The 25767-nt window shown below is 59.3% G+C and carries 28 protein-coding genes and 1 tRNA gene; 15 read left to right on the top strand and 14 right to left on the bottom strand.

What is annotated here, in order from left to right:
* Positions 1-9: 9 nt before the first annotated feature.
* Both GOW98_RS09650 and GOW98_RS09645 read left to right on the top strand, forming a co-directional pair.
* Positions 10-789, top strand: coding sequence for a type III pantothenate kinase (locus GOW98_RS09650; protein WP_170331423.1), 780 nt, complete (start codon positions 10-12; stop codon positions 787-789).
* Complete coding sequence (locus tag GOW98_RS09645; protein ID WP_170331421.1) at positions 786-2453, top strand: ribonuclease J; 1668 nt, start codon at positions 786-788, stop codon at positions 2451-2453. The genes GOW98_RS09650 and GOW98_RS09645 overlap by 4 nt, the downstream gene beginning before the upstream one ends.
* Before the next feature lie 3 nt (positions 2454-2456).
* Here GOW98_RS09645 and GOW98_RS09640 read toward each other — a convergent pair whose 3' ends face one another.
* Complete coding sequence (locus GOW98_RS09640; RefSeq protein ID WP_170331419.1) at positions 2457-3158, bottom strand: NUDIX hydrolase; 702 nt, start codon at positions 3156-3158, stop codon at positions 2457-2459.
* Between the two features lie 28 nt (positions 3159-3186).
* Positions 3187-3582 (bottom strand): DUF983 domain-containing protein, encoded by a 396-nt coding sequence (locus GOW98_RS09635; protein WP_170331417.1) that lies wholly within the window; start codon positions 3580-3582, stop codon positions 3187-3189.
* A gap of 201 nt (positions 3583-3783) precedes the next feature.
* Here GOW98_RS09635 and GOW98_RS09630 point away from each other — a divergent pair, with 201 nt between their 5' ends.
* The 4 genes from GOW98_RS09630 to GOW98_RS09615 are packed head-to-tail and all read left to right on the top strand — an operon-like array spanning position 3784 to position 5682.
* The gene (locus tag GOW98_RS09630; RefSeq protein ID WP_170331415.1) at positions 3784-4251 is read left to right on the top strand and encodes an EF-hand domain-containing protein; all 468 of its coding nucleotides are present in this window, start codon (positions 3784-3786) and stop codon (positions 4249-4251) included.
* A 6-nt stretch (positions 4252-4257) separates the two neighbouring features.
* A complete protein-coding gene (locus tag GOW98_RS09625; protein ID WP_170331413.1) occupies positions 4258-4869 on the top strand; it encodes an RNA polymerase sigma factor in 612 nt (203 codons plus the stop codon).
* Positions 4862-5212, top strand: a complete 351-nt coding sequence (locus GOW98_RS09620) for a hypothetical protein (protein WP_254437966.1) — start codon at positions 4862-4864, stop codon at positions 5210-5212. The genes GOW98_RS09625 and GOW98_RS09620 overlap by 8 nt, the downstream gene beginning before the upstream one ends.
* Positions 5209-5682 (top strand): periplasmic heavy metal sensor, encoded by a 474-nt coding sequence (locus GOW98_RS09615; protein ID WP_170331411.1) that lies wholly within the window; start codon positions 5209-5211, stop codon positions 5680-5682. Before GOW98_RS09620 ends, GOW98_RS09615 begins: the two co-directional genes overlap by 4 nt.
* Positions 5683-5687: 5 nt before the next feature.
* Here the strand turns inward: GOW98_RS09615 and GOW98_RS09610 are convergent, their stop codons facing one another.
* Positions 5688-7088, bottom strand: coding sequence for a diguanylate cyclase (locus tag GOW98_RS09610; protein WP_170331409.1), 1401 nt, complete (start codon positions 7086-7088; stop codon positions 5688-5690).
* 87 nt (positions 7089-7175) lie between these two features.
* Between GOW98_RS09610 and GOW98_RS09605 the strand changes: the two genes are divergently transcribed.
* From GOW98_RS09605 to GOW98_RS09585, 5 genes are all read left to right on the top strand, one after another.
* Positions 7176-7460, top strand: a complete 285-nt coding sequence (locus tag GOW98_RS09605) for a DUF3572 domain-containing protein (protein ID WP_170331406.1) — start codon at positions 7176-7178, stop codon at positions 7458-7460.
* Positions 7461-7485: 25 nt separating this feature from the next.
* Positions 7486-8178 carry an HAD family hydrolase gene (locus GOW98_RS09600; protein ID WP_170331404.1) on the top strand — a complete coding sequence of 231 codons (693 nt, stop codon included), beginning with the start codon at positions 7486-7488 and terminating at the stop codon, positions 8176-8178.
* 120 nt (positions 8179-8298) lie between these two features.
* The gene (locus GOW98_RS09595) at positions 8299-9858 is read left to right on the top strand and encodes a trimethylamine methyltransferase family protein (protein ID WP_170331401.1); all 1560 of its coding nucleotides are present in this window, start codon (positions 8299-8301) and stop codon (positions 9856-9858) included.
* Between the two features lie 121 nt (positions 9859-9979).
* Positions 9980-10567 (top strand): heme NO-binding domain-containing protein, encoded by a 588-nt coding sequence (locus tag GOW98_RS09590; RefSeq protein WP_170331398.1) that lies wholly within the window; start codon positions 9980-9982, stop codon positions 10565-10567.
* Complete coding sequence (locus GOW98_RS09585; RefSeq protein WP_170331396.1) at positions 10564-11553, top strand: GGDEF domain-containing protein; 990 nt, start codon at positions 10564-10566, stop codon at positions 11551-11553. The genes GOW98_RS09590 and GOW98_RS09585 overlap by 4 nt, the downstream gene beginning before the upstream one ends.
* Before the next feature lie 66 nt (positions 11554-11619).
* On the opposite strand, the gene GOW98_RS09580 is transcribed toward GOW98_RS09585, so the two are convergent.
* The 8 genes from GOW98_RS09580 to GOW98_RS09545 form a co-directional block, all read right to left on the bottom strand.
* Entirely contained in the window at positions 11620-12318 is a 699-nt protein-coding gene (locus GOW98_RS09580; protein ID WP_170331394.1) for a sirohydrochlorin chelatase, read from the bottom strand.
* Between the two features lie 71 nt (positions 12319-12389).
* Positions 12390-13322 carry an AEC family transporter gene (locus GOW98_RS09575; RefSeq protein WP_170331392.1) on the bottom strand — a complete coding sequence of 311 codons (933 nt, stop codon included), beginning with the start codon at positions 13320-13322 and terminating at the stop codon, positions 12390-12392.
* A gap of 42 nt (positions 13323-13364) precedes the next feature.
* Complete coding sequence (locus GOW98_RS09570) at positions 13365-14162, bottom strand: MBL fold metallo-hydrolase (protein ID WP_170331390.1); 798 nt, start codon at positions 14160-14162, stop codon at positions 13365-13367.
* Positions 14159-14965, bottom strand: a complete 807-nt coding sequence (locus GOW98_RS09565; protein WP_170331388.1) for a TatD family hydrolase — start codon at positions 14963-14965, stop codon at positions 14159-14161. Before GOW98_RS09565 ends, GOW98_RS09570 begins: the two co-directional genes overlap by 4 nt.
* Complete coding sequence (locus GOW98_RS09560) at positions 14962-16083, bottom strand: DNA polymerase III subunit delta' (protein WP_170331386.1); 1122 nt, start codon at positions 16081-16083, stop codon at positions 14962-14964. Before GOW98_RS09560 ends, GOW98_RS09565 begins: the two co-directional genes overlap by 4 nt.
* A gap of 10 nt (positions 16084-16093) precedes the next feature.
* On the bottom strand, positions 16094-16717 hold the full coding sequence (gene tmk, locus GOW98_RS09555; RefSeq protein WP_170331384.1) for a dTMP kinase: 624 nt from the start codon (positions 16715-16717) through the stop codon (positions 16094-16096).
* Complete coding sequence (locus tag GOW98_RS09550) at positions 16714-17880, bottom strand: D-alanyl-D-alanine carboxypeptidase family protein (protein ID WP_170331382.1); 1167 nt, start codon at positions 17878-17880, stop codon at positions 16714-16716. The genes tmk and GOW98_RS09550 overlap by 4 nt, the downstream gene beginning before the upstream one ends.
* Before the next feature lie 17 nt (positions 17881-17897).
* On the bottom strand, positions 17898-19256 hold the full coding sequence (locus GOW98_RS09545; protein ID WP_217359509.1) for an SPOR domain-containing protein: 1359 nt from the start codon (positions 19254-19256) through the stop codon (positions 17898-17900).
* Positions 19257-19456: 200 nt separating this feature from the next.
* Between GOW98_RS09545 and GOW98_RS09540 the strand changes: the two genes are divergently transcribed.
* Positions 19457-19546: transfer RNA gene (locus GOW98_RS09540), tRNA-Ser, on the top strand.
* A 375-nt stretch (positions 19547-19921) separates the two neighbouring features.
* Here GOW98_RS09540 and GOW98_RS09535 read toward each other — a convergent pair.
* The 3 genes from GOW98_RS09535 to GOW98_RS26235 are packed head-to-tail and all read right to left on the bottom strand — an operon-like array spanning position 19922 to position 22241.
* Positions 19922-21601 (bottom strand): recombinase family protein, encoded by a 1680-nt coding sequence (locus GOW98_RS09535; protein ID WP_170331380.1) that lies wholly within the window; start codon positions 21599-21601, stop codon positions 19922-19924.
* Positions 21598-22014: a DUF2924 domain-containing protein gene (locus GOW98_RS09530; protein WP_170331378.1), complete on the bottom strand. Its 417-nt coding sequence runs from the start codon at positions 22012-22014 to the stop codon at positions 21598-21600. The genes GOW98_RS09535 and GOW98_RS09530 overlap by 4 nt, the downstream gene beginning before the upstream one ends.
* Entirely contained in the window at positions 22011-22241 is a 231-nt protein-coding gene (locus GOW98_RS26235) for a DUF3489 domain-containing protein (protein ID WP_217359507.1), read from the bottom strand. The genes GOW98_RS09530 and GOW98_RS26235 overlap by 4 nt, the downstream gene beginning before the upstream one ends.
* A 457-nt stretch (positions 22242-22698) precedes the next feature.
* Here GOW98_RS26235 and GOW98_RS09520 point away from each other — a divergent pair, with 457 nt between their 5' ends.
* The 3 genes from GOW98_RS09520 to GOW98_RS09510 all read left to right on the top strand — a co-directional run.
* A complete protein-coding gene (locus tag GOW98_RS09520) occupies positions 22699-24093 on the top strand; it encodes a site-specific DNA-methyltransferase (protein ID WP_254437965.1) in 1395 nt (464 codons plus the stop codon).
* Positions 24086-24517 (top strand): DUF5681 domain-containing protein, encoded by a 432-nt coding sequence (locus GOW98_RS09515; RefSeq protein ID WP_170331374.1) that lies wholly within the window; start codon positions 24086-24088, stop codon positions 24515-24517. Before GOW98_RS09520 ends, GOW98_RS09515 begins: the two co-directional genes overlap by 8 nt.
* Positions 24504-25767, top strand: a 1264-nt coding sequence (locus tag GOW98_RS09510; protein WP_170331372.1) for a hypothetical protein, incomplete at its 3' end; no start/stop codon positions are given. The genes GOW98_RS09515 and GOW98_RS09510, both read left to right, overlap by 14 nt.

The following is a 25767-nucleotide window of genomic DNA, read 5'->3' as shown; positions in this document are numbered from 1 at the left end:
GAGGCGCAGATGCTTCTGGCAATTGACTGCGGCAACACCAACACCGTTTTCTCGATCTGGGATGGCGAGCAGTTCCTGTGCACGCTGCGCACCTCGACCCACCATTCCCGCACGGCGGACGCCTATTTCACCTGGTATTCGACGCTGGTGAAACATTATGGAATTGACGCAGACATCACCGATGTCGTGATCGCCTCGACTGTGCCGCGCGTGGTCTTCAACTTGCGTATCTTTGCCGACCGCTTCTTTGGTTGCCGCCCGCTGGTTGTGGGCAAGCCGGAATGTCTGCTGCCCGTGGCACCGCGCATTGACGAGGGGACCATTCCCGGACCCGATCGTTTGGCCAACGCCGTTGGCGCGTTTGACCGTCACGGCGGCGACGTGGTGGTTGTCGATTTCGGGACAGCGACTAACTTTGACGTGGTCGCCTCGGACGGGGCCTATGTCGGCGGCATCATCGCGCCCGGCGTGAACCTCAGCCTTGAGGCGCTGCACCAAGGTGCAGCGGCCTTGCCGCATATCGACATCACCCGCCCGGAAAAGGTGATCGGCACAAACACGGTTGGCTGCATTCAATCTGGCGTGTATTGGGGCTATTCCGGCTTGATCGAGGGGCTGATTGCCCGGATCAAAGAGGAATACGGGATGCCGATGAAAGTTGTCGGCACCGGCGGGCTTGCGCCTTTGTTCGATCAGGCGGATGTCGGGTTTGACGCGATCGAAGACGATCTGACGATGCACGGTCTGACCGTGATCCATCGCTATAACAAGGAAAATGGCTCGACATGAGCAGTGAACGACTGATCTATCTGCCGCTGGGCGGTGCCGGCGAAATTGGCATGAACGCCTATATTTATGGTTACGGCAAGCCGGGGCAGGAACGGCTGATCCTCGTGGATCTCGGGGTTACTTTTCCGGACATGGATACAACGCCCGGTGTTGATCTGATCCATGCCGATATCTCGTGGCTGCAAGAACGCGCTGACCGGTTGGAGGCCGTGTTCGTGACCCACGCGCATGAGGATCACGTGGGCGCGATTGCGCATTGCTATGAGGCCTTGGGCGCGCAGGTTTATGCGCGCGCCTTCACAGCCAATATCGCGCGCCGCAAGATGGAAGAACATGGCCACCCCGAGGACGCGGTTCAGACGGTTTCAGCTTGGCCCGAGCAGATTTCGGTTGGCCCCTTCAAAGTGGGTTTCCTGCCGGTTTCGCATTCCATTCCCGAAAGTGCCGCGCTTGCGATCGACACGCCCGAAGGCCGGATTGTGCATTCCGGGGACTTCAAATTGGACACGAACCCGGTGGTCGGTGAACCGTTCGATCCTGATCTGTGGGCGGAGATTGCCAAATCTGGCGTCAAGGCGCTGGTCTGTGACAGCACCAACGTGTTTTCGCCCCACGCGGGCCGCTCGGAATCCGAGGTTGGCCCCGAGATTACTAAGCTGGTCGAAAGCGCCGAGGGCATGGTGGTCGCGACCACCTTTGCTTCGAATGTGGCACGTGTGAAGACACTGGCTGAGGCGGGCGCGCGGGCTGGGCGTTCGGTTGTGTTGTTGGGTCGTGCCATGCGGCGGATGATCGAAGCGGCCACCGAAACCGGTATCCTTTCGGATTTTCCCAAAGTCGTCAGCGCTGAAGAGGCGGTGGAGCTGCCGCGCCAGAACCTTATGCTGATCGTGACTGGCAGTCAGGGCGAGCGCCGTGCCGCCAGCGCGCAACTGGCACGCGGCAAATATCGCGGGATTGAACTGAAAGAGGGCGATCTGTTCCTGTTTTCGTCCAAAACCATCCCTGGCAACGAACGCGGTGTGATCTTCATAATCAACCAGCTCAGCGAAAAGGGCGTGGACGTCGTTGACGACAGCTCGGGCCTGTACCACGTGTCCGGACACGCCAACCGTCCTGATCTTGAGAGGGTTCACGCGCTGATCGACCCGCAGATGGTGATCCCTATGCATGGGGAACACCGTCACTTGCGCGAACATGCCAAGCTGGCCGAAGCCGGTGGTCGGACCGGTATTCTGGCCGTGAACGGCACGATGCTGGACCTGAATGGCAACGAACCCAAGGTGGTGGATTATATCGAAACCGGGCGCACTTATCTGGACGGTACCGTCAAGGTTGGCGCGCTGGACGGAATCGTGCGGGATCGTATTCGTATGGCCCTGAATGGGCACGTGACGGTCACGGTCATACTGGACGAAGAAGACGAGCCGCTGGGTGAGCCGTGGTGCGACACGATGGGTTTGCCCGAGATCGGAACCTCCAAGGCCGCGCTGGTCGAAGTGTTGGAAGAGGATCTGAACCAGTTTCTGATGCGCGCCGATGCCAAAACTCTGCGCGACGATGACAAGCTGGAGGAAGCCATCCGCCGCATCGTGCGTCAGACGGCCAAGGCCGAGATTGGCAAAAAGCCCGAAGTAACGACGGTGATCAGCCGGATGAAGTGACGCCTAGTCCGCGTCTGGCATCGGATAACCCTTCAACTGCAGGAACAGGCTTTGTTCCTCGGTATGCAGGTAGAGGGGCACGGTCGCAGGCGGCTCGGGGTTTGACACCCGGGCCGCTATTTCGGCTAGGACTACCTCGGTGATAAAGGGCAGATCCAGATCGCGTGCGCGATCAAGTGGGACCCATTGCAGGTGGGAGAGCTCATCCGAGGCGCGACTGAAATCGTCCAGGTCACCTTGAATCGCGCTGGCATCGACCAAAAAGAAGCGTGCGTCGAACCGGCGCGGGCGGCCCGGCGGTGTCACTGCGCGGAACACGAATTGCAGAGCGTCAGCCGAAGGACGGTAGCCCATGGAGGCAAAGCCCTGCCAGTCCTCAGGCACCAAACTGCCCCAAGTGCCGGGCTCACCCAGTATCAGCCCGGTTTCTTCCCACAACTCGCGGATCGCCGCCGCGGCCAGCGCAGTCTGAAGCCCAGGTTCGGACTTTTCGTCCAGCCGTTCGCGGCAAAGCTCGGGCATGGGTGCGGCCAGGCGAATGTCCCGATCCGCCGCATCAACAGCACCACCGGGGAATACGAATTTGTTGGGCATGAACACGGCTTTTGCGCCGCGCTGCCCCATAAGGATCGATGGTTCGGTCAAACGGTCCCGCAGGACGATGACCGTTGCTGCGTTTCGTATAGCTGATTTGTCTTCTGTCATAAGTTGATTTGCCTGTCCGCGCAGGTCATTACGCTTTTTCAAACCCGTGCATCCGGCGCGCCCACTGATAGGCGATCATAGCGCCTTTCAACCTGGGCAGCAGGAACAGCGACAGGGCCGTGCATCCGATGGCAAAGATCAGGAACATGGTCAGAGGCTCGGGGCGGAACTCGACATATGTCACATGCAGCGCCGGGGCCAGCAGGTGACCGACCAGCAGAATGGTCAGGTAGGCCGGGCCGTCATCTGCCCGATGGTGAAACAGCTCTTGCCCGCAATTGCTGCAGCTATCGTTGACCTTAAGGTAGCCGTGCAACAGCTTGCCCTCGCCGCATTTCGGGCAACGGCCACGAAACCCTTTGATCAAAGCAGGCCGTGTTAGACGGTCATCCTCGGTCGTGGTGTTGATCGTCTGATCTGTCATTTTGAAACTCGCGCGTTCGATTGCGCAGGATAATGCGCTTGTTTTGCTCCGCAGAAAAGGGGGGTGCGGCGCTTTGTGACTTAGGACGACCGCGATGTGCCATCCAAAATTTTTTGATTTTTTGCGACGGAACCCGCGAGCCTATCCGTTTGAACCTATGTGAGCAGCGGCGATGGGGCCGCAAAACAAAGGAAAAACGATATGAAAAGCGCGAAATTCATTCCGGCCATCCTGATCACGGCCGTTGCAGTCACAGGCACCTCGGTTCTGGCGGCTGGGCCGAAAGATCGCGAACCGGTGAGCTTTCAGGAATTGGACGCAAATGGTGACGGCCAACTGACCAAGGAAGAGATGGAGGCCCATCGGACGCAGCGATTCACCAAGGCCGACTCGGATGGCGATGGTCAGCTGAGCGTCGAGGAAATGCAGGCTGCCGCGCAAAAGAAAGCCAATGATCGCGTGACCAACATGTTCGAAAGACATGACGCCAACAAGGACGGTTTTCTGAGCGAGGACGAGTTGCCCAAACCGCGCCGCGCTGGCAAGATGTTTGACCATATCGACGCGGATAACAGCGGTACGATTTCGGAACAGGAATATGCTGATGCAAAAGAGCGGATGGGCCGAAAGCACAAAAAGCACGGCAAGGCGGGCTCTGACGACAGCTGATGAAGGATGGAGGACCTGACCTCCCCACCGCACGAACTCCGCGGCGCTTCTGGCGCCGTGGAATATTCGGACGATGCTTTGCTGCGACAGTTTGCCAAGGGCGATGCTGTCGCAGCCCGCGAATTGACGGATCGGCTGGCTCCGCGGTGTTTGTCGGTGGCTATGCGGATGCTGGGCAACCGGGCCGAAGCCGAAGACGTGACTCAGGATGCGATGATGCGGCTGTGGCAGATGGCACCGAACTGGGTACCGGGGCAGGCCAAAGTGTCAACCTGGCTTTACCGCGTGACGCTGAACCTGTGTGTGGACATACAGCGCAAAAAACGCCCGGACAGTTTGGACGATGTGCCCGAACCCGAAGACGGCGAACTAAGCGCAGTGGATCGATTGCAGGACGCGGCGCGCAAAGACGCGCTGCAGGCTGCGTTGGCCCAATTGCCGGATCGTCAGCGGCAGGCGGTGATCTTGCGGCATATCGAGGAATTGCCCAACCCCGAAATTGCCGGGATCATGGGTGTTTCGACAGAAGCGGTGGAAAGCCTGATCGCGCGCGGAAAACGTGTTCTGATGGCGATAATGGTCGAGCGACAGGATGAACTGGGGTACGAAGATGGCTGACAACGACATGGACCTGAATCAGTTGTTTGCCCAAGCACGGCAAACCCGACCCGAACTGCCCGACGATCTGGCGGTTCGCATTCTTACGGACGCCGAAGAAGTGCGTCTGGACCGGCTGAAACCCGCAGCACCGCCGCGTTCGATCTGGGCGCGGATACTGGATGGGCTTGGAGGCTGGCAGAGCATGGGTGGGCTGGTTGCCGCCAGCGCAGCGGGTGTTTGGATCGGTCTGTCGGCACCGGGTTTTCTGCCCGACCCGGCGACGATCATCTACCCGCAAGAGACCAGCTTTGTAGTCGCCGACCTCGGCCTCGACACAACATTTCTGGAGGACGCCGAATGAGCGATAATGCCAAGCCCAAAAGACGATGGGTAACGGTCCTGTTGACCGTATCGCTGGCGCTGAACCTGTTGGTGGCCGGGGCTGCCTTGGGTACGGTGTACCGGGTCAAGGGCGGGGATCACGGCAAGGCACCTCCGGGGTTTGGACCCGCGATTTATCGGGCGCTGCCCAAAGAGGATCGGAAAGCCTTGCGCGGAGAGTTGTCCGAACGGCATGTGAAAGGCGCGAAACTCCGGTCGCAGGACTTCGCCGCGCTCGAGGCCGCATTACGGGCAGAGCCATTCGATCCCGCGGTTGTGCAGGCGTTGCTGCAGCAACAGGCGCAGGCCATGGCCGAGTTACAAGGCGCGTTGCAGGAGGAATGGCTGGATCGCATCACCGCGATGACTGATGCCGAACGTCAGGATTACGCGGACCGTCTGCAAGAAGTGGTGCAGCGCAAACGCCACGGTCGTAAGCACAAGGACTAATCGCCTCAGGCCGCGCTTTGCCGGACTCGAACCTGATTACGTCCGGCGGTCTTGGCAGCGTAAAGGGCGGTGTCCGCCGATTTGATCAACCTTTCCAGTTCCGCTGGCTGCTGCGATGATGAGCGTCCATCAGGTTGGGTTGCGATCAGTCCGATGCTGATCGTGACCGGGATAGTGACAGCGCTGTCCGGCAGGTCGAAAGGCTTCTCACGGATGCAATCACACAGGCTACGGGCCAGTTTGAGGGCATTGGCCTGCGTGGTTTCCGACAGGCCGATCATAAACTCTTCCCCACCGATCCGGGCAATGAAACCGGCGGCACCCAAGGTCTGTTTCAACCGTTTGGCCGCTTTGATTAGCACCAGATCTCCGCTTATATGACCGAATTTATCGTTAATGGTCTTGAAGTGGTCCAGATCAGCCAGCATCACCGCAAAGCCTTTTCCGGTGCGCGTGGACTGATGAGCGATCTGATCCATCGCACGCATCGCATAGCGGCGATTGTGCAACCCTGTCAGAGGGTCCACCCAGGAGTCGACCAGCCCGCGTCGCAACGAGGCACGCATCTGGTCCAGCTGGGTTTTGCGCTTGATCTGGCTCTCCAGACGCAACAACGCTTCTTCCGCGCAGAATCCGTCCAGGCAAACCGCATCGGCGCCACGATCCAGCGCCTCTGACGCCAGCGCGGCATTCTCTTCCGCAAAAATACCAATCAGAACTGTGTGCCGGGTGGTGCCACGGGATTTCAGATCGGCCAACAAGTTCAGGCCCGAGGAATTTGCGCTGACTTCAAAGATGATGGCGTCCGGCACTGGCCCGGACAAAACGCCCTGCAGGTTTGTCGAGGTATACACCGACAGGCTGTGCCGGGTGCGTTTCGACAAGGCGTTTTGCCACAACGCTCCGGTCCGTGCGGCCTGCGTCAGAATGGTCACGCGGGCCGCTTTCGGGGGCATGAAGGACGCGGCACCGGGTTCCGCAAAGCCCATGGGATGCGAGCTGGATTCGACGTGCAGATCCTGCGCCTCGGCCCGCGCGCGCAACAGGCTGCGCACCCTCGCCAGCAGGAACGTGTCTTTGAACGGATGCACCAGAACATCGTCCAACCCATCCGCCAGGGCCTGCAACCGGGCGGCCTTGTCGTTTTGCGGCGCGATTGCAACCACCGGCACTCCGATCAGGTCCGGATCTGCCTGAACCAGCCTTTTGACATCCACCGCCGTCCCATCCGGCAAGGCCTGAGACGTCAGCACCAGATCGGGCTTGGCGCGCCGCAACAGGCCGGCAAGGCCCTGCAGCCGTTCGCCCTGAACGACGTGGTACCATGCTGCCGTCAGTTGGACCTTCAGCATGATGCGATTGGTCGAGGTCCCGTCGAGGACAAGGATGGTTCCCTGCACGGACATATCAGTCACCATTGATTGCATGCGTTGCCAAAGTGTTTATGAGTCTGGTTAACAAACCCTTTCCGTGACCTGATCCGGGGCAATTTTATGTCAATCTCCGCCCAGTCTGCAGAAACACTGGCGCTCAATGTGTTGGGCTGGCTGGTGGGTAACGACGAATTGCTGCCGGTTTTTCTGGGGTCTACCGGTGCTTCGGCGCAGGACCTGCGCGACCGGGCGGGCGAACCGGAGTTTCTGGGATCGGTGCTGGAGTTTCTTATGCTTGACGATTCGTGGGTGATCGCTTTCTGTGACGCCAACTCCGTGCCCTATGATCACCCCGGTCAGGCCCGTGCGGTGTTGTCCGGTGGTGCCGACGTCCACTGGACCTGATCCAACAACCTTGCAGGAGCATTCAATGCCCATCGACGCGATCCTGTTCGACAAGGACGGAACCTTGTTTGATTTTGCCAATACCTGGGGCGCGTTTGGGCGCAACATGGTGCTGCGTCTGGCCGGAGGTGACCACGCACGCGCCGCCGAACTGGGTCGGCTTATCGGGTTCGATCTGGAGCAGGTAACCTATTCCGAAGACAGCATCGTCATCGCGGGCACCGTTGAGGAAATCGCCGAAGTCCTCGCCCCGCATCTGCCGGACATGACGCAGGACGAGCTGATTGATGTGCTGAACGCCGAATCGGCCGCGGCTCCACAGGCCCAGGCGGTTCCTTTGGACCCTTTTCTCGACAAGTTGCGGCAGGCCGGGCTGAAGCTGGGCGTGGCGACGAATGACGGAGAGATGCCTGCGCTGCAGCATCTGGCCTCAGTCGGGATTCGCGATCATTTCGATTTTGTCGCAGGTTATGACAGCGGCCACGGGTTCAAGCCCGGTCCCGGTCAATTGCTGGCCTTTGCGGCTCATGTGGGTGTGGACCCGGAACAGGTGGCCATGGTCGGTGACAGCCTGCATGATCTGCAAGCCGGACGGGCCGCGGGGATGACCACGATCGGCGTTTTGACAGGGCTGGCTCCGGCCGAAGCGCTGGCGCCGATGGCGGACGTAGTGTTGCCGGATATCGGACACATTCCCGACTGGCTGTCCAAAAACTGATCGCGCGGCGGTCAATTTCGGCGCTTCGAAATAAGAAACCGACATAGTCTGTCGCAGACAGAGCGGCCAGATGCCCACCTTCGGGGCTTGCATAGGATTAAGCAAGTTCCGGAGGATCAAATGGCTGACACGAAAACGCGCAGACGTCGCAGTGGGGGACGGGCCGGTGCCGCCGAGCGCAGAGGCAGTGCGGTCATCGACCAGATGCCGTGGAGCCCTCCGGTCAATATCGACAATCCGACCGAACCGCTGGATCAGGCCGGAATTGAGGCGATCCATGAAGGGGCCATGTGTATCCTCGAAGAGATCGGGATCGAGTTCTACAACGAAGAAGCCATCGGCATCCTTCGTCAGGCTGGGTGTACCATCGATGGCGACAATGTCCGCATGGGCCGCGAGTTCGTCATGGAGATGGTGGCCAAGGCACCGTCACGTTTTACCATCACGCCGCGCAACCCCGACCGGACGATTGAAATCGGTGGCCGGACCATGGTGTTCGGCAACGTGTCGTCTCCGCCGAACTACTGGGACATGGAAATCGGCAACAAGGTTCCTGGTAATCGTGAGAGGTGTCGGAATCTGCTGAAACTGACGCAGTATTTCAATTGTATCCACTTTGCCGGGGGCTATCCGGTCGAGCCGGTCGATATCCACGCCAGCATCCGACATCTGGACGTCCTCTACGACAAGCTGACCCTGACCGACAAGGCGATGCACGCCTATTCGCTAGGCAAGGAACGCGTCGAAGACGTGATGGAGATGGTCAGAATTGCAGGCGGCCTGAGTCATGAAGAGTTCGAGGCCTCACCGCGGATGTACACCAACATCAACTCGACTTCGCCGCTGAAACACGATCATCCGATGATCGATGGCTGTCTGCGTCTGGCTCGACGAGGGCAGGCGATCGTGGTGACTCCGTTCACGTTGGCAGGGGCGATGGCGCCGGTGACGATGGCCGGGGCTGTGGCCCAATCGCTTGCCGAGGCGCTGTGTGCGATTGCCCTGTTCCAATATGTCCGCCCGGGGATTCCCTGCGTGATCGGGACGTTCACATCGAATGTGGACATGAAATCCGGGGCTCCGGCCTTTGGCACGCCGGAATATATGCGCTCGACCCAGATGACCGGGCAGATGGCGCGGTACTACGGCCTGCCCATGCGTTCATCGGGGGTGTGTGCCGCCAACGTACCTGACGGGCAGTCGGTGTGGGAGACGTCGAACTCTCTTTGGGCTGCCGTTCAGTCGGGCACCAACATGGTCTATCATGCGGCGGGCTGGCTAGAGGGCGGGCTGATCGCCAGCCCGGAAAAATTCATTATGGACTGCGAAATCCTACAGCAAATCCAACGCTATATGCAGCCGGAAGTCACTGCGACTGGGCCAGACGAGATTGCCCTTGAGGCGATCCGCGCGGTTGGCAATGACGGCCATTTCTTCGGCGTTCAGCACACGCAGGACCGTTACACCACGGCGTTTTACCAACCCTTCCTCAGCGATTGGAGAAACTACGAAGGATGGAACGTGGCGGGCGGTATCTGGACCGCTGAACGGGCGCATCACATGTTCAAGGAAATCATCACCAGCTTTGAGCCTCCGCCAATGGATGAAGGCATCCGTGAAGAGCTTGCTGAGTTTGTTGCCCGACGAAAGGCCGAAGGTGGGGCGCCGACCGATTTCTAGTTTTTGGTCAATGCCTTCCGCCGTGAGACTCAATCAGATTGTCGGTATCTCACCAACCATCTTGGGGTTTTGTTAAGGATTGTCAGGTCAGATTGGCACAGAAACCAATCTGGGACATCTCATGCATGGTCTGATCAATCGGGCGGTACAGTCTTTTGTTTGCGCGACTTACGGGCAGTCTTGCTGGTTGCGCGTGACCGAGGACGCCGAACTCGGCTTTGTCGAGTTCGAGGCCATGCTGGTCTACGACGATGACATGACCGTTCGGATTCTGGACGCGCTTTGTGCAGACCTGCACCGCCCGCGCGCCGAAATCCTTGAGGATCTGGGAACCTACCTGGTTTCTCATCCGAATATGGAGGATCTGCGGCGGCTGCTGCGCTTTGGCGGTGTCAGTTATGTCGAATTCCTGCACTCGCTGGACGATCTGTCCGACCGGGTGCGGCTGGCCGTTTCCGACCTCAACCTGCCCGCACTTGAACTGAGAGAGAAGGCGCCAACGGAATATCAGCTGTTCTGCCATCCAGGTCTGCCCGGCTATTCCAGCGTGATGGTCGGTGTCCTGCGTGCAATAGCCGATGATTACGGAGCTTTGGCGATGCTGTCTCATGACGGGCAGGAGGGCGAGGCTGAGGTCATCTCGATTGTTCTTGTCGAAAGCGCATTTGCCGAGGGGCGTCATTTCGATCTGGGGGCGCGAAAAACATGATGGATACCAGTGATCTGTCGGCGCTTCTAGAAACGCTATGCCCGATGTTCGTGTTGGTGGACGAAGGCGGGCAGATAAAACGTGTAGGGCCGACATTGCAGAAATTACGCCCCGATCAGCCGATGGCCGGAAAAGATTTTCTGGACGTCTTTGAACTGGTGCGGCCACGTGCCGTGACAACGTTGTCGGGGCTTATGACGCTGGCCGGAGCCAAGCTGCACCTCAAGCTTCACGACACCCCGCGCACAGCGTTGAAAGGGCTGATCTCCCCTCTGCCGCAGGGAAAGGGCGCGGTTATCAACCTGTCCTTTGGTATCTCGATTCTGGATGCGGTGCGCGACTATGCCCTGACAAGCGCGGATTTCTCGGGCACCGATCTTGCCATCGAACTGCTATATCTGGTCGAGGCCAAGTCCGCCGCGATGGAGGCCTCGCGATCGCTGAACCTGCGGCTGCAGGGTGCGATGTTGGCGGCTGAGGAGCGAGCCTTTACCGACATGTTGACCGGGTTGAAGAACCGGCGGGCGATGGACGTCTTGCTGGGGCATCTGGTGTCCGGGAATTCACCGTTTGCGCTGATGCATCTGGATCTGGACTTCTTCAAATCGGTCAACGACCAGTATGGACACGCTGCGGGGGACTATGTCTTGCAGCAGGCCGCCCGGATCATGGTTGAGGAAACCCGCAATGACGATACGGTGGCGCGCATCGGCGGGGATGAGTTTGTAATTATATTCAAAGGCCTGTCGGACGAAGTTATTCTTTCGGCAATTGCGGCGCGTCTGATCGACCGGTTGCAAACGCCGATGGTGTTCGAGAAGAACACCTGCCGGATTTCCGCCAGCATCGGAACCGCATTGTCCACTCAGTTCAAGCCCCTCAAAGCCGCCGAAATCCTGAATGCGGCGGACCTGGCTCTGTACGAAGCCAAAAGGAAAGGCAGGTCCCGCCACTGCCTTTATTCAGCGCTTGTGGGGCGGCAGTAGGGGGTGCCTCTTCCGGGGTGATCGAGCCAACTCCTGCAGTGTCAAAACCCGCGGATGTCCGGACGATCAGGTCTCGTGGAATAGGCGGGACAGGGTGGTTGCAATGTGCTGCTTGATCCGGGGCAGTTCGCCAACCACGGGCATCACATGGCCTTGGAACGCAGCCGCGTTCAGTTCTTGCGGAACATCATCAATCACATGGCCGCCATGGCAGGCAAAATACGGCAGGCACAAGGCCTGATCAGACAGGCCCGTGGCGGCTTCGGTAATAGAGGGGGGCTCTTCGACGAACCCCAGACGCGTCGATTTGAACGCCAGGTGCTGCGCCAGGTCAGTTGCAAAGGCGCGGGCCACGGCTGAGGGGTTGCGGCTGCGGCCGGATCCGTGGGCGGCCAGCACCAGATCGGTCTCCTCCGCGGTCCATTGGTTTTCGTTCAGCGTGTCACGCAGTGCCGCTGCAACCAGTCTCGGCAGGTTCGGGTCCACACCCAAAGGATCGAGAATGCGCAGGTTTCGCCCGGACAGACGCTTTGGCAGGGCGCTGGTGACAAACCAGCCCTTGGCCATGAAAAGCGGATAGATCACGGCGTCATCGGTCAGTTCTGCGACGCGCTTTTCGAAAACGTCCGGTGCAGCCAGCGTGGCAGAACGCACAGTCACGCCATCACACAAGGCATCCACCTCGGCGGCATATTTGGCCAACGCCTGATCAGCCGGGATCGGGTCGGACGGCTGGCCATGGGCGACGATTAGGGCGTGGGGCATTTACTTGATCCTGTCTGCTTTCCCGATAGGTGTTTCCTGCCGCAACAAAGTCAATCCAAACCGTTCTGAGGTCAGCCTAAAAGTGTCAGCCAGAACCAGACTGACAGGATGGAGACCGCTGTTCCGACCAACACGGATGAGGCCGCGACCCGTTTGGCCCGGCCATACATGTTGGCGAAGATATAGGCGTTAAACCCCGGTGCCATTGCCGCGTTCAGCACGCCCGAGCGGAACAGGTCCTGCGGCAAGCCCAGCGACGAGCCGAACAGCCACACAAGGCTGGGGTGCAGCATCAGGGAAATGGCGCAGACATAGGCAATCGCACGCAGGTCACCTTCGGGCTTGTATTTGACCAGCACGCCGCCCAATGCAAACAGGGCACCGGGCAGAGCGGCGCGGGTTATAAGGCCAAGCGCCTCGTCCACTACCGAGGGCACGCCGACCCCGGACAAGTTGACGACAAAACCCAGCGCGATACCAAGGATCAGGGCGTTGCGGAACATCGCTGTCAGAACCGACCGCACCATAAGCCCGCCGCCATTGCCACGGTTGCGGACCACCTCCATCACAGTGATGCCGACAGCATAACAAAACGGTGCGTGGAAGGCGATGATCGCATAGTTGCCGGACAGGTTTCCGGGCCCGTAGGCGCGTTCAGTAATCGGCAGGCCCAGCAGGACCGAGTTCGAGAACAGGCAACAGAACCCTATGGCGACGCAATCCTCCCAGTCGCGGCGAAAGATCAGGCGGGCGCCGAACAGGCCAGCGGTGAAACACACCGCCGCGGCCGTATAAAAACTGGCCAGAAGCCGGGGGTCGAAACTGCTGCTCAGGTCCAGATGCGCGATGGCGAGAAACAGCAAGCAGGGGATCGCGAAGCCTTGGGTGAACTTCATCAGCCCGTCTACATGGACCTCTTTGAAATACCCCAATGATGTCGCGGCGTATCCCGCTCCGATAACCAGAAAAACCGGCAGAATGACGTCGATCAGGCTTTGCAGCATCTTGCCACCCAGAGGGATATCGCAGGCCGCGTCCGCAGCGTCTTACAAAGCCTGACGGATCACCATGCCATCATAGGCAGGAGTGACGTGATCGGCGGTCTCAGATTCGACCGTGGCATAGTCGAGGTCGATATGCATATTGGTCAGCACCGCGCGTTTGGGTTTCAACTGGTCAATCCAACCCAGCGTCTTTTCCAGATGCGCATGGGTGGGGTGCGGCGATCTGCGCAGGGCGTCGATGATCAGACAATCCAACCCTTCCATCAGGGCCCAGGAGTCGTCGTAGAATTCGGCCACATCCGGCAGATAGACCAGCTTGCCCATCTTGAACCCCAGCGAGTCGATCGAGCCGTGGTTGACCTTGAACGGATGAAGCGGGATCGGGCCACCGGGGCCGTCGATTTCGAACGGGCCGTCGATGGTTTTCAGGTCCAAGATCGGCGGGTACGGAGAGCTGTCGGGCTGAATGAACGCATATCCGAACCGCCCCAACAGATCATTTTGGGTGTCGCCATCGGCCCAAACAGGAACACGCGCCTTCATATTAAAGACGATCATGCGCAGATCGTCGATGCCGTGCACGTGGTCCGCGTGGCTGTGCGTATAGACCACTCCGTCCAGCCGCCCGGTTCCTGTGCTCAGCAATTGGCTGCGCATGTCCGGCGTAGTGTCGATCAGAACGGATGTGGTGCCCTCGGGACCGTCGCGCTCCACCAGCATCGAGCAGCGTCGGCGAACGTTTCTGGGGTTGTTCGGGTCACACTCGCCCCAATGCCCGCCCAGCCGGGGCACACCGCCGGAAGAGCCGCAACCGAGGATGGTGCAGCGCAGCTCGGTCATGCGGCCGCCTTGTAGGTTGCGGCTTTGGTGAACAGCTGGTCGAAATTGGCCTGGGTCTGGGCCGCGAAATCGGCGTAGTCCATGCCGAACACCTCGGCCCCCTTGCGGGCGGTGTGGGCAGTATAGGCCGGTTCGTTGCGCTTGCCGCGATAGGGCGGTGGCGCCAGATAGGGTGCGTCGGTTTCCACAAGCACGCGGTCAACCGGAGCGGCGGCGAAGATATCGCGCAACTCCTGGCTTTTGGGGAAAGCGGCAATGCCGGACATGGACAGGTAAAAACCCAGATCCAGCGCGGCTTTGGCCAGTTCCGCCGAGGACGAAAAGCAATGCATGACGCAGGAGTAGGGTGCGTTGCGGTGTTCCTCGGCCAGTATGCGCGCCACGTCATCATCTGCCGCGCGGGCGTGGATGATCAGAGGCAGGCCGGTGCGTTGCGCGGCCTCGATATGGACGCGCAGCGATTGCTTCTGCACGTCGGCACTGTCAGCGGTGTAGTGGTAATCCAGCCCGGTTTCGCCGATGCCCACGAACTTGGGATGCTGCGCCAAAGCGACCAGTTCGTCGACGGTCACCATCGGTTCATCCGCCGCGCTCATGGGGTGGGTGCCGGCGGCATAGAAGACCGGCGCGTGGGCCTCGGCAATGGCGCGGACGGTGGGTTCGTTGCGCAGGCGCGTGCAGATCGTGACCATATGGGTCACGCCCGCCTCGGCGGCGTTGGCGACGATCTGGTCCAGTTGCCCCTCGAAATCGGGGAAGTCCAGATGGCAATGGCTGTCGGTAATCTGGGGCGTGTCGCTCATCTGCTCTGACCGGCGCTTTCCTGTATCTTGAACACCGTATCTAGGACCAGAGCGGCAGGGTCAAGGTTCACCGCCTGACCATGTCGCGCGCGGGCTGTGATTGTCGCCGCGACCTCGGCCCATTGGCGGGCTTGATGCGGAGATGAGGACAAGCGCGCCAGCGTTTCGGCTTCATTCGGGGCGGCCTCTGGGGATGGTGGTGTGCCGGTAGCACCGGTCAGGGCGAGGCGCGACAAAGCGACATCGATCAGCGTGAGCAACAATTCAAACCGGTCGGCTGCACCGCGCTGGGCGGCGGCCTCGGCCAGTTTCAACGCACGTTGGCGATCCATGCGGGGCAGGGTACTCAGAATAGCGATAAGTTCGGCGTAAATCTCCAGCCCGCCCAGATTGATCAATCGGACCGCATCACCCACGGACCCGGCGGCCAGTGCGGCCAGATGGTCGGTTTGTCCGGACAATTCCGCACCGGTTTGCGAAAGCGCAGCTTGCATATCCTCGGGGCCAAGGGGGGATAGCCGCAGGGTGCGACAGCGCGACCGGATCGTCGGCAACAGGCGCGACGGTTGGTGCGAGATCAGCAGCAACGTCGTGCGCGCGGGCGGTTCTTCGAGCATCTTCAGCAGGGCATTGGCCGCGCTGACATTCATCTCATCCGCCGAATCCACGATGACAACCCGACGCCCGCCATCGGCGGACGACAGACCAAAGAACTTCCCAAGCTTGCGAATGTCATCAACAACGATTTCGTTGCGCAGCCGCCCCTGATCATTCAGCGAGCGGGTGATGGCAGCAAGGCCCGGCTCGGCCCCGGCCAGAATACGGTGGGCGACGGGATGGTCGGGATCAATCTCCAGCGACTCGGGCGGCGGGGGCGCACCGAACAGCCCATCCTCTTCGACCGGAGGCGTTGCCAGCAAAAACCGGGCGATCCGCCAGGCCAGCGTTGCCTTACCCACCCCGCGCGGGCCGGTCAGAAGCCAGCCATGATGTAGCCGGTCCGAGGTGTAGGCGCTCAGAAACGCCTGCTCGGCCTCAGCCTGTCCGAACAGGTGCTGGGTTTCACGCGGATGCGGGGCTCCGGGGGCCTGATCCGGGATTGGGGTGTCGTCGCTCATCTATCGCCCGTCACAGTGCTTGCAGGACGATTTCTGTCACATCCTGTGCAACGCTGTCCATGTCCCGATTGCCGTCGATCACCCGGAAACGGTCCGCGAATTCATCGGCCAGTGCCAGAAAGCCTGCGCGCATCTTCTCCTGCAGATCCACACCGAAATCTTCGAACCGTTCCTCAGTTCCTTGCCGCCCCTTGGCGCGGGTTAGGCCGGTTTGTGGGTCCATGTCGATCAGCAGGGTCAGGTCAGGTTCGCGCCCAATCATCAGACTATGCAACTGGTCAACCACCGCGCGCAGGTTGCCGCGCGACAGGCCCTGATACATGCGGGTGCTGTCGGCGAAACGGTCGCAGATCACCACTTTGCCCACTGCCAGGGCCGGTTCGATGGTGCGTTCCAGATGGTCGCGCCGGGCGGCGGTGAACAGCAGCAGTTCCGTCTCAGCCGACCAGCGATCGGGGTCGCCTTCCAAAACCAGACGACGGATTTCCTCAGCCCCAACCGATCCGCCGGGTTCACGCGTCAGAACGACTTCACGGCCCAGATCCCGCAAGCGATCCGCAAGCATTCTTGCCTGCGAGGATTTGCCCGATCCGTCAATGCCTTCAAAGGTCAGAAACAACCCGGGGCTCGTCAAAACGCGTCCAAGGGATTGCCGATCACATCGGTCACAACGATACCGCCCACGGTCAGCATTCGGACAACGAACCCCCCGCTCGGAACGGCTTCAGCGGCAACCAAGGGACGGCGGATTTCCGGCAGACCTTCTGGCTTGATAACCAGCTCAGCCAATTGCTGACCCTTTTCAACTGGTGCGTTGACGGGACCTTCGTAAACAACTTCGGCCTCGATATTCTTGTCGCCCAGCACAGGGAACAGCAGGGTGAGATCCTCTTCAGGAACCAGATCTACTGTCTTTTTTGCCCCCATCCAGATCTTGGCCTGTGCTATCGGCGTGTCCGCGTTGGCAACTGTCCTCTCGACAAAATTTCGAAACGACCAGTTAACCACGGCCTCAGCCTCCTCTGCACGGCGGGCGGTGCTGTCGAGGCCTGTGAGAACAAAGATCACCCGGCGGTCGCCTTGCTTGGCCGAGCCGACAAGGCCATATCCGGCCTCTTGCGTGTGACCGGTTTTCAAACCATCAGCACCGATGCCCAATTTTAGCAGCGGGTTGCGGTTACGTTTGTTCGACGGTGCGCGGCCGTCGAATTCAAATACTTCCTCGGCGAACAGAGGATAATACTCAGGAAAATCAGAAATCAGCCGGTCCGCCAATACCGCAAGGTCATGTACCGACATCATGTGACCCGCTGCAGGCCAGCCATTGGAATTCGCGAAGTTCGAGTTGTCCATGCCCATCTGTTTGGCACGCTGGGTCATGTAGCGGGCAAATCCGGCCTCGGTCCCGTCGGGGCTGAGCGCTTCGGCGATCACCACGCAGGCGTCGTTGCCTGACAAAACGATGATGCCGCGCAGCAGATCCTCGACCCGGACACGATCTTGCGTGTTCAGGAACATGGTCGAGCCGCCATAGCTCATCGCGTGTTCAGAAACCGGTAGTGTTTCGTCCAGTGTCAACCGGCCATCGCGCAACGCCTCGAACGCCACATAGAGCGTCATCAACTTGGACATCGACGCGGGCGGAAGCGGTTGATCCGCCTCTTTGGACAAAAGGACCGTTCCAGTCGTCTGATCCATCACATAGGCCGCGCGGGCCTGTGTATCAAAGGCATGGGCGGGCAGGGCAAAAAGCGCCAGCCCGAGGGTCAAAACAGATGATCGCAGTGAGGACAGCATTAAAGGCCTCCGTTGTTTCAGTTTTTGACGGTAAACGCGTCGGTAAAGCCAAGGTCCTTAACGTCGCTTTGAATCGCTTTGCGTTCAGAACGAGTTGCTGCCGGGCCAACCAGAACGCGCCAGACCGTTTTGTCGCCAGTGTTCAGTTCACGAATATCAGCGGCCATTCCGTTCCGTTCAATCTTTGAGACCGCGCTCTTTGCATTGGCTTGGACATTGAAAGTTCCGACCTGAACATACGGTTTTGTCAAAGAGCGTGGAGCTTTTTCCTGAGACGCTGCGGCGGTTGCAACGACTGGGGTGGGGTCTGCAGCGTCAATGGCTGCGGTTGCGCCTGCGACGGGCTCCAGCGGCGTTTCAGTAATGGCGTCGGGGTCTTTCTTTTGCCACCATTTCCGCTTGGCGGGTTTTTCCTTGGGTGGCGCAACCTCAGGATCCGACAGAGTTGGGGACGGTGTCGTCAGAGTTGTCGATTCAACGACTTCTTCCGCGGCCTCAGCCGTCGCTTCGGTGGTAGCATCTGATGTTGCCGCAACTGCAGCACCAGTTACGCCCGCGGCCGCGACAGGTTCTTTCTTCTGCCACCATTTTCGTTTGGCTGGCTTTTCCTTGGGCTGCGTCACTTCTGCATCGGACAGGGATGGGGAAGTGGTTGCCTGAGGCGTCGCTGCGACGGTTTCTTCCGCCGCCTCAGTTGCAGTATCTGCCGTTGCTGCAGTGGCCGCGGTAGCTACACCCGCGGCTGCAACTGTTTCTTTCTTTTGCCACCACTTTCGCTTGACGGGTTTCTCTTCACCATCCACTGAGGCATTGGCTGCGGTGTCTTGCGATTTGGCGTTGTCATCTGAAGGCGCGTTGTCTGCGGTTTCAACTTCCCCAGTTTCTTCCGGTTCTTTTTCCTCAACCGGTTTGCGCCGCAGGGCGGTAACTTCGACTTTCGTAGGCGCCCCAGCCAAGATGCCCAGTTTCTCGGCGGCTGCCGAGGAAAGCTGCAACGCTGGCCCTGGCAGATTTCTTTCCCGCCGGAACAAAGCGCCAGTGATGGTCTTGTTGTTGGTTGTGTTTTTGATCACTACACGCTCAGGCTGGGTTACGTCGGGGTGGGCAACCCAGATACCACCCAAGGATGGACGACCGTCCCAAAGGCCGGCTTCAACCACGTTAAATGCGTCAGGCGCTTCGACGGAATCACCTGAGTTGTCTGTGTAGTCTGGGAACAGTTCAACTTTGTCATCAGCTTGGGTGTCACCACTTTGGGCGTCTTCCGGAGCTTTGTCAGGGGACAAACCTTCCTCACAACCGGCCAAGGCCGCCAATGCCACGGCCAGCACCGCCACCGATCGCGTTTTTGCGCGTGTCTCAGTCGCTCGTTTCATTTTATCGTCCCTTGCCTGATGGGGCTTTTTTCTGGGCCCCGCTGCCGATCGCCGGTTCTGTGTTGCCGGCCTGCTGCGGTCTTTCTCGCAAAGCATAACGTGGGCAAAGTGTCATGGAAAGACCGCCGCACGCGCTTCGGCAAGATTTCCCTATTTGCTCTTGCCACCAGTTCGCGTTGGCCTTAGACCCGGCCTCACGCGGGGAGGTGGCAGAGTGGTCGAATGCGGCGGTCTTGAAAACCGTTGGGCGTGAGAGCGTCCCCAGGGTTCGAATCCCTGTCTCCCCGCCACTCATACCTGTCTCACTTCATTTGTGTTTTCTGACCCGGAATTGTGCCGCAATTCCCGCGCGTTGGCACGTGGGCTTTCAATCAGAGACTGAGCGGATCGCACGCTCTGAGTAGAATCCAATCCCCAGTCTCAGTGCCGCATTTTGGCGGGGTCGCTTTGGGCGGGATTTCCCTGATACCCGGCAATTTACAGGGAATTTTCGCAAAACGGGTCTGAGTTCCCTCATGTCTCATGCCAACATTGTATGTTTTTCAGAGGTTTATGTTGCAAATTCCCTAAAAAGTGGAACAGGGAATTTTCTCGCGGGAACAGGGAATTGTTCCGCCAGATCAGGGAGGGCGAACCCTGTATCAAGGACGCAGGATCTGGAGGTGTCAGAAGCCGAGCTGGCGTTCCTGTTCGGACCAATCAAGTGGGTGGGTCACGCTGACCAGACGCTTGAGTGTGAGTTCCGGCGGCTGGGTGCCGTCGAGAATCGCCGCTTGAATCTTCGGTGAGAGAAAAGCGAGTTGAGCGCGGGTGCGGATAAAGGCGCCAGGGAGCTTTTCCCGCCGCGCAATGTCCTTCAGTTGAACCCCGGCTTTCAGATCACGGGCCCAGCCATGGGCGCGGATCAGCATGGACCGGAGGTGAGGATCGGGTTGGGGTGCCATGTCCCCGGCGACGACCTTGGCCTCAACGCCGCGGCGGCGCAGATCGAAGGATGCGGTGATAAGTTTGAGATCCGGGTGCAGGTGGTCGGCAGCGATGCCAAGTGCGCTCGCCAAGGTTTTACGGTTCAATTCGAGGCTGATCTGTCCTCGTACAATTCTGCCGTTGGCCAGAAGTTCAGCGCCGACCTGACAGCCTTGGGCTCGAAGTCGGGTCACGAGATCCGCAATTGAGGTCTGGACCGCCTCAGCAGATCCGGCCTCCGGCTGTGCCAGAACTCGATGCGCGGCGGCGGCGTCTTGCAGATGTCTGACGATGACATCAATGACAGCATTTTCTAGCGCAGGGCCGGGAAGTCGCCAGCCGGAGATATCCTTGCCACCCGAGATCAGTCTGTTGGAGATATAGTAGCGCAACCGTCTGCCTTTGCGCGTGGTGTGGGTTGGCGTCAACCGATCCCCGGTGTCGTCGCTGAGCAAACCGGTAAGCCAGGCGCCGGGGTCATTGGAGTGTTGGCGCGCATCGGAGCCGCCGCGTGCCCGGGAACGGTTCGAGGCCTGCCGCATTTTTTCCTGCACCCGGTCCCAGATGCCCTGGTCGATGATCGCCGGATGTTGCCCGTCCCAGATCTTATCCTTGTGGCGGATTTTGCCGAGATAAACCGGGTTGCACAGCAGGTAATAGATCTGACCGCGTGACAGCGGACAATCCCCTTTCACGCTGCCATCCGCCCGAACAACCCGTTTTGACCGCAGCCCTGCTGCCGTGGCCCGTTCTTCTACTTTGCGCAGGCAACCCAGCTCGTCATAGAGCCCAAAGAGATGCCGGACTGTTCTGGCCTCCTCTTCATTTGCCACCAGCGTTCTTGCTTTTGGATCCGGGTGGCGATCATAGCCCAGAGGCATGTTACCACCCATCCAAAGCCCCTTTTTCTTCGACGCAGCAATCTTGTCGCGAATACGCTCTGCGGTGACTTCCCGTTCAAACTGGGCAAAGGACAAAAGTACGTTCAGAGTAAGGCGGCCCATGGACGAAGAGGTATTGAAGGCCTGCGTGACGGACACAAAAGAACACTCCGCCTGCTCCAACCGTTCGACCAGCTTGGAGAAGTCGGCCAGCGATCGGGTCAGCCGGTCGATCTTGTAGACCACCACCATGTCGATACGCCCAGCATCGATCTCTTCCAGCAGGCGTTGCAGGGCGGGGCGCTCGAGTGTGCCACCGGACAGCCCACCGTCGTCGTAGCGCTCGGGCAGCAGGGTCCAACCTTCGTGTCGCTGGCTGGCGACATAGGCCGCGCAGGCTTCATATTGCGCATCCAGTGAATTGAAGTCCTGGTCCAGTCCATCTTCTGAGCACTTGCGCGTGTAGATGGCGCATCTGATTTTGCGGCGCGGGCTCATTTGGCCCCCTTGCCAGAGAGTCCGAAGAAACGCGGCCCTGACCAATGCGCGCCGGTAATTTCTCGGGCGATGGCCGAGAGCGAGCGATAGGACCTCCGGTTCCAGACAAAGCCGTCATCTGTAACGTCGACTACATGGGTCACGCCATTCCACTCGCGCAGCAGGCGCCCACCAGGTTTGAGGGCAGGCCATTTAGGCCGGGGTTTTTTCTCAGAGCCCTTTTCAAGCGTGACTTTGACCTGCCGGGGTAGCCCGCCACGACAGCGCGACTGCATCTCAAAGGCGATAAAACGGCGCAGGAAGGGTTGGCTGAGCATGGCGGGTGCGGGTTGATCAAACAGTTGCTGCCAAAGCGTGACCAGATCCGATCGACCCATGGCGGCCAGATCGGCGACATCGCCAGTCTTCGTCATGACTCTTCTCCTGTTCCCGACGTCAGGTGATATGTGGATGGTCTATTTGGTTTGTCGGATGCCCGCCGGTCAATTGTGACGCCTTTTTTCCGCAGGCCGCTTAGAGCTGCTCGGACCGAATGAGGCTGCCACCCTGTTGTTTTGCAGAGCTCCGCCAGGCTGGCGCCACTCGGGCGGCGCAACAAATGTTGCACTTTGTCAATTTTGGTTTGTTTGGATTTGGACATGTATTGTCTCCTCCGATCTGGGGCTGGCGGAATGCCGAGCCCCGGTGCCGAGGAGCGCCCGAATGGCTCGAGCGTGGGTCCAGTGATGCGTGGTTGGCAACAACAGTCCAGCTCTTTCTGGGGCAATCCCAGGAGGGGTATGTTTTGCGGAGCGCTGCTGCCGCACATCCGATTATTCGTCAACAATCTTAATTGGTTACGATTTGGTTACTTTTGGTTTGGGGGTTGCGTCTCGTATTGATGACACCTACATTTGGCTCAATCGCCCGGACTATCAGGGCGGGAAACTGCTCCCGCAGGCAGCACTCATTGGAAACACAGGTTTCCGCAGAGAGCATTCGAAGGGGCAACGAACCGGATCGATTGGTCCGGAGAGTTGCTGATCGTGCTCTCTCCGAATTCCCAACACGATCCTTTCTTGTCGACGCTAAAGAGCGTCAAGTGAAAGGAGGCGGCTATGCCTGCTAAGAAAACAAACAGCGACGCCAAGGCGTCCAACTCGCCGATCTGGATGGCGGACAATGTCGTCCAATCCCGGATCAGCCAGATCAAGCCCTACGCCAATAACAATCGGGTGCACGCGGCCAAGAATATCGACAAGCTGAAGGCTTCGGTGGCCCAGTTTGGCTTTGTCACTCCGATCCTTGTGGATGCTGCGGGTACCATCATTGCGGGTCATGGCCGCTATGAAGCCGCCAAGGCTCTGGGGTTGAAGTCCGTTCCAACTGTTGTGGCCGATCATCTGTCAGACGCAGAAGTGCGCGCTCTGCGCATTGCGGATAACAAGCTGGCGGAATTGTCCGACTGGAACGAAGCCGCGCTCCAGATTGAGTTTGCCGAGCTGATGGATCTCAGCCTTGATGGCGAGCTGGACATTGATCTGGACATCACCGGGTTCGAGGCACCGGAGATTGACATCATCATCGATAGTGCAGGCGAGGTCACGGAGACTGAAGCGGAAACTGTTGAGTCACCGGATCCTGCGGTGCCTGCAATTACGCAGCCAGGCGACCTCTGGATTCTTGGAGATCATCGCATCTTCTGCGGGGATGCTTTGCAAGCGCAGAGCTGCGAGATGCTCCTGGATGGCGAGAGCCCGCAGATGGTGTTCACCGATCCTCCTTATAACGTACCGGTCAATGGGCATGTCCGCTGTGGCACCGGCGACGATCATCGCGAATTTGCCATGGCGTCGGGAGAAATGTCTGATAGCGAATTCCGAGGCTTCCTCACAGACGCGATCAACCATTTGTTCGACTGCCTGCCGAACGGGGGCATCGCGATGATTTGCATGGACTGGCGTCATATTGAAGAGTTGATTGCAGCGGGCAATGCAGGTGGATTGGATCTCATCAACCTCTGCGTCTGGAACAAGACCAACGGAGGGATGGGCAGCCTTTACCGCTCCAAGCACGAACTGGTGGCGATCTTCAAGAAACCGGGCGCGCCGCATATCAACAATGTCGAACTGGGCAAACATGGGCGCAACCGGACCAATGTTTGGGATTACGCAGGTGTGAACAGCTTTGGGGCAGGGCGCGAAGCGGATCTTGCTGATCATCCCACGGTGAAGCCGACAGCTTTGGTGGCAGATGCCATCATGGATGTGAGCCATCGCGGCGATGTCGTGCTGGACGCCTTTGGCGGGTCCGGCGCGACCTTGCTGGCAGCCGAGAAGACCGGGCGCCGGGCGCGGCTGATTGAGCTCGACCCGGCTTATGTCGATGTCGCCATCCGTCGTTGGCAGGACATGACTGGTGAAAGCGCGGTGCATGCTGTCACGGGGCAAACGTTCGATGCGCGTTCTGCAGCCGTAGACGCCACCTCAGAGCAGGAGGCGGATCATGTCTGACGATACGAAGGACTACGAGGTGGGCTACGGCAAGCCGCCCAAAGTGACCCAGTTCAAGAAAGGCCGTTCTGGCAATCCAAAAGGGCGACCGAAAGGTGCTAAGGGTGTGAATGCCAGTCTGAAACGCGAACTGGAAGCGAAGATCACGGTCCGCGAAGGCAACCGGGAAGTCCGGATTTCCAAGGCGGAGGCAATTGCCAAGCGGCTCACGGCTGGCGCGTTGAAGGGCGACACGAAATTGATGATGGCGCTGCTGAAGCTGGACGCGGATCTGTTCGACCCAAGTGAAATGGACGCGCAAGAAAGCGTCCGTGCGCTTGAACCGGACGCTGTCGACTACGACATCCTCCGGGATTTCTTTTCCAGCCAACTGGACGGTGACGGTGGTCCGGAAAATGAGGAGGCGGAAGATGACGACTCCTGATCCAAAAATCGTCGTGCAAGCCGCTCGCGAGGTTTGCCGGGACAATTTCTTTCCCTTCGTGTGGCGTGTGTTTGGCACGCTGCACCAGGGGACTGACCGCGGCTTTGATCCGGCTTGGCATGTGCGCGCCATGTGCCATGAGTTGGACAACGTTCGCGTCGGCGAGAACAAGCGGTTGATCATCAACATTCCGCCCCGGTGCCTGAAATCTGTCACCGTTGCCGTTGCATATGTCGCTTATCTTCTGGGGCACTCTCCGAGCGCCAAGATCATTGTTGCCAGCTATGGGCTGGATCTGGCGCGCAAACATTCCGAAGATTGTCGACGGATCATGTCCGCACGCTGGTACCGGGAAATGTTCCCTGAAACGGTTTTGGCTAAAAAGGGCAACACCTCAGAAGAAATCCGCACCACAAAGGGAGGCAGCCGTAAGGCTGTCTCCATCGGCAGTTCTGTCACCGGTCATGGCGCCGATTACATCATCATTGACGATCTTCTGAAGGCGGGTGATGCGAGTTCCGAGGCCGAGCTGGTCAAGGCGCAAGAGTTCATTGAAGGGACCTTGCTGTCGCGCTTTGACAACCCGGCCGAGGGGCGCGTTGTCATGGTTGCGCAGCGGTTGCACGAGATGGATCCGCCGGGTTATCTGCTCGAACGCGGAACCTATCGGCATCTGAATCTGCCTGCCATTGCCGAAGAACATGAGATGGTTCCTCTTGGGCGCGGAAATGTCATGCGCCGCAAACCGGGTGATCTTCTGTGTCCGTCGCGCCTGGATCAGCAAACGTTGGATACGAAGCGTCGCGAAATGGGCGCGGCCGTGTTCAATTGCCAGTATCAGCAGAACCCGATTGCGCCGGATGGATCACCCTTGCGCTGGGAGTGGTTCGGCACCTACGAGACAATCGAAGATCGTCGCTGGTTCCAACTGGTCGTTCAGAGCTGGGATACGGGTATGTCTGCGGATCCCCGGTCTGACTTCTCTGTCTGTACGACCTGGGGGTTCCGCGAAAACGCGTGGTTCCTTCTCGACGTCTGGCGCGGGCAGGTGGACTACACGGACCTGAAGTCCAAGGCATTGAACCTTGTCGGTCACTGGGATCCGGATCGCGTTCTCATCGAAGATGCCGCTTCTGGCAAACCGCTTCTGGACGAATTGTTTCGTGATGACCGTCGGCGCTATGAACGCATTAGACCTGACAAGGACAAGGAAACCCGGTTCCAATCAGCTTGCAGCCCAGTTGAAGAGG

The organism is Ruegeria arenilitoris, assembly GCF_013032445.1.
Classification (GTDB): Bacteria; Pseudomonadota; Alphaproteobacteria; order Rhodobacterales; family Rhodobacteraceae; genus Ruegeria; species Ruegeria arenilitoris_F.
This window is presented reverse-complemented; position numbering and strand designations above follow the sequence as displayed.

Excerpts from the sequence above, each read along its gene's own strand:
- GOW98_RS09650 (WP_170331423.1), top strand. The coding sequence starts at position 10 with ATGCTTCTGGCAATTGACTGCGGCAACACCAACACCGTTTTCTCGATC.
- GOW98_RS09645 (WP_170331421.1), top strand. The coding sequence starts at position 786 with ATGAGCAGTGAACGACTGATCTATCTGCCGCTGGGCGGTGCCGGCGAA.
- GOW98_RS09640 (WP_170331419.1), bottom strand. The coding sequence starts at position 3,158 with ATGACAGAAGACAAATCAGCTATACGAAACGCAGCAACGGTCATCGTC.
- GOW98_RS09635 (WP_170331417.1), bottom strand. The coding sequence starts at position 3,582 with ATGACAGATCAGACGATCAACACCACGACCGAGGATGACCGTCTAACA.
- GOW98_RS09630 (WP_170331415.1), top strand. The coding sequence starts at position 3,784 with ATGAAAAGCGCGAAATTCATTCCGGCCATCCTGATCACGGCCGTTGCA.
- GOW98_RS09625 (WP_170331413.1), top strand. The coding sequence starts at position 4,258 with ATGGAGGACCTGACCTCCCCACCGCACGAACTCCGCGGCGCTTCTGGC.
- GOW98_RS09620 (WP_254437966.1), top strand. The coding sequence starts at position 4,862 with ATGGCTGACAACGACATGGACCTGAATCAGTTGTTTGCCCAAGCACGG.
- GOW98_RS09615 (WP_170331411.1), top strand. The coding sequence starts at position 5,209 with ATGAGCGATAATGCCAAGCCCAAAAGACGATGGGTAACGGTCCTGTTG.
- GOW98_RS09610 (WP_170331409.1), bottom strand. The coding sequence starts at position 7,088 with ATGTCCGTGCAGGGAACCATCCTTGTCCTCGACGGGACCTCGACCAAT.
- GOW98_RS09605 (WP_170331406.1), top strand. The coding sequence starts at position 7,176 with ATGTCAATCTCCGCCCAGTCTGCAGAAACACTGGCGCTCAATGTGTTG.
- GOW98_RS09600 (WP_170331404.1), top strand. The coding sequence starts at position 7,486 with ATGCCCATCGACGCGATCCTGTTCGACAAGGACGGAACCTTGTTTGAT.
- GOW98_RS09595 (WP_170331401.1), top strand. The coding sequence starts at position 8,299 with ATGGCTGACACGAAAACGCGCAGACGTCGCAGTGGGGGACGGGCCGGT.
- GOW98_RS09590 (WP_170331398.1), top strand. The coding sequence starts at position 9,980 with ATGCATGGTCTGATCAATCGGGCGGTACAGTCTTTTGTTTGCGCGACT.
- GOW98_RS09585 (WP_170331396.1), top strand. The coding sequence starts at position 10,564 with ATGATGGATACCAGTGATCTGTCGGCGCTTCTAGAAACGCTATGCCCG.
- GOW98_RS09580 (WP_170331394.1), bottom strand. The coding sequence starts at position 12,318 with ATGCCCCACGCCCTAATCGTCGCCCATGGCCAGCCGTCCGACCCGATC.
- GOW98_RS09575 (WP_170331392.1), bottom strand. The coding sequence starts at position 13,322 with ATGCTGCAAAGCCTGATCGACGTCATTCTGCCGGTTTTTCTGGTTATC.
- GOW98_RS09570 (WP_170331390.1), bottom strand. The coding sequence starts at position 14,162 with ATGACCGAGCTGCGCTGCACCATCCTCGGTTGCGGCTCTTCCGGCGGT.
- GOW98_RS09565 (WP_170331388.1), bottom strand. The coding sequence starts at position 14,965 with ATGAGCGACACGCCCCAGATTACCGACAGCCATTGCCATCTGGACTTC.
- GOW98_RS09560 (WP_170331386.1), bottom strand. The coding sequence starts at position 16,083 with ATGAGCGACGACACCCCAATCCCGGATCAGGCCCCCGGAGCCCCGCAT.
- GOW98_RS09550 (WP_170331382.1), bottom strand. The coding sequence starts at position 17,880 with ATGCTGTCCTCACTGCGATCATCTGTTTTGACCCTCGGGCTGGCGCTT.
- GOW98_RS09545 (WP_217359509.1), bottom strand. The coding sequence starts at position 19,256 with ATGAAACGAGCGACTGAGACACGCGCAAAAACGCGATCGGTGGCGGTG.
- GOW98_RS09535 (WP_170331380.1), bottom strand. The coding sequence starts at position 21,601 with ATGAGCCCGCGCCGCAAAATCAGATGCGCCATCTACACGCGCAAGTGC.
- GOW98_RS09530 (WP_170331378.1), bottom strand. The coding sequence starts at position 22,014 with ATGACGAAGACTGGCGATGTCGCCGATCTGGCCGCCATGGGTCGATCG.
- GOW98_RS26235 (WP_217359507.1), bottom strand. The coding sequence starts at position 22,241 with ATGTCCAAATCCAAACAAACCAAAATTGACAAAGTGCAACATTTGTTG.
- GOW98_RS09520 (WP_254437965.1), top strand. The coding sequence starts at position 22,699 with ATGCCTGCTAAGAAAACAAACAGCGACGCCAAGGCGTCCAACTCGCCG.
- GOW98_RS09515 (WP_170331374.1), top strand. The coding sequence starts at position 24,086 with ATGTCTGACGATACGAAGGACTACGAGGTGGGCTACGGCAAGCCGCCC.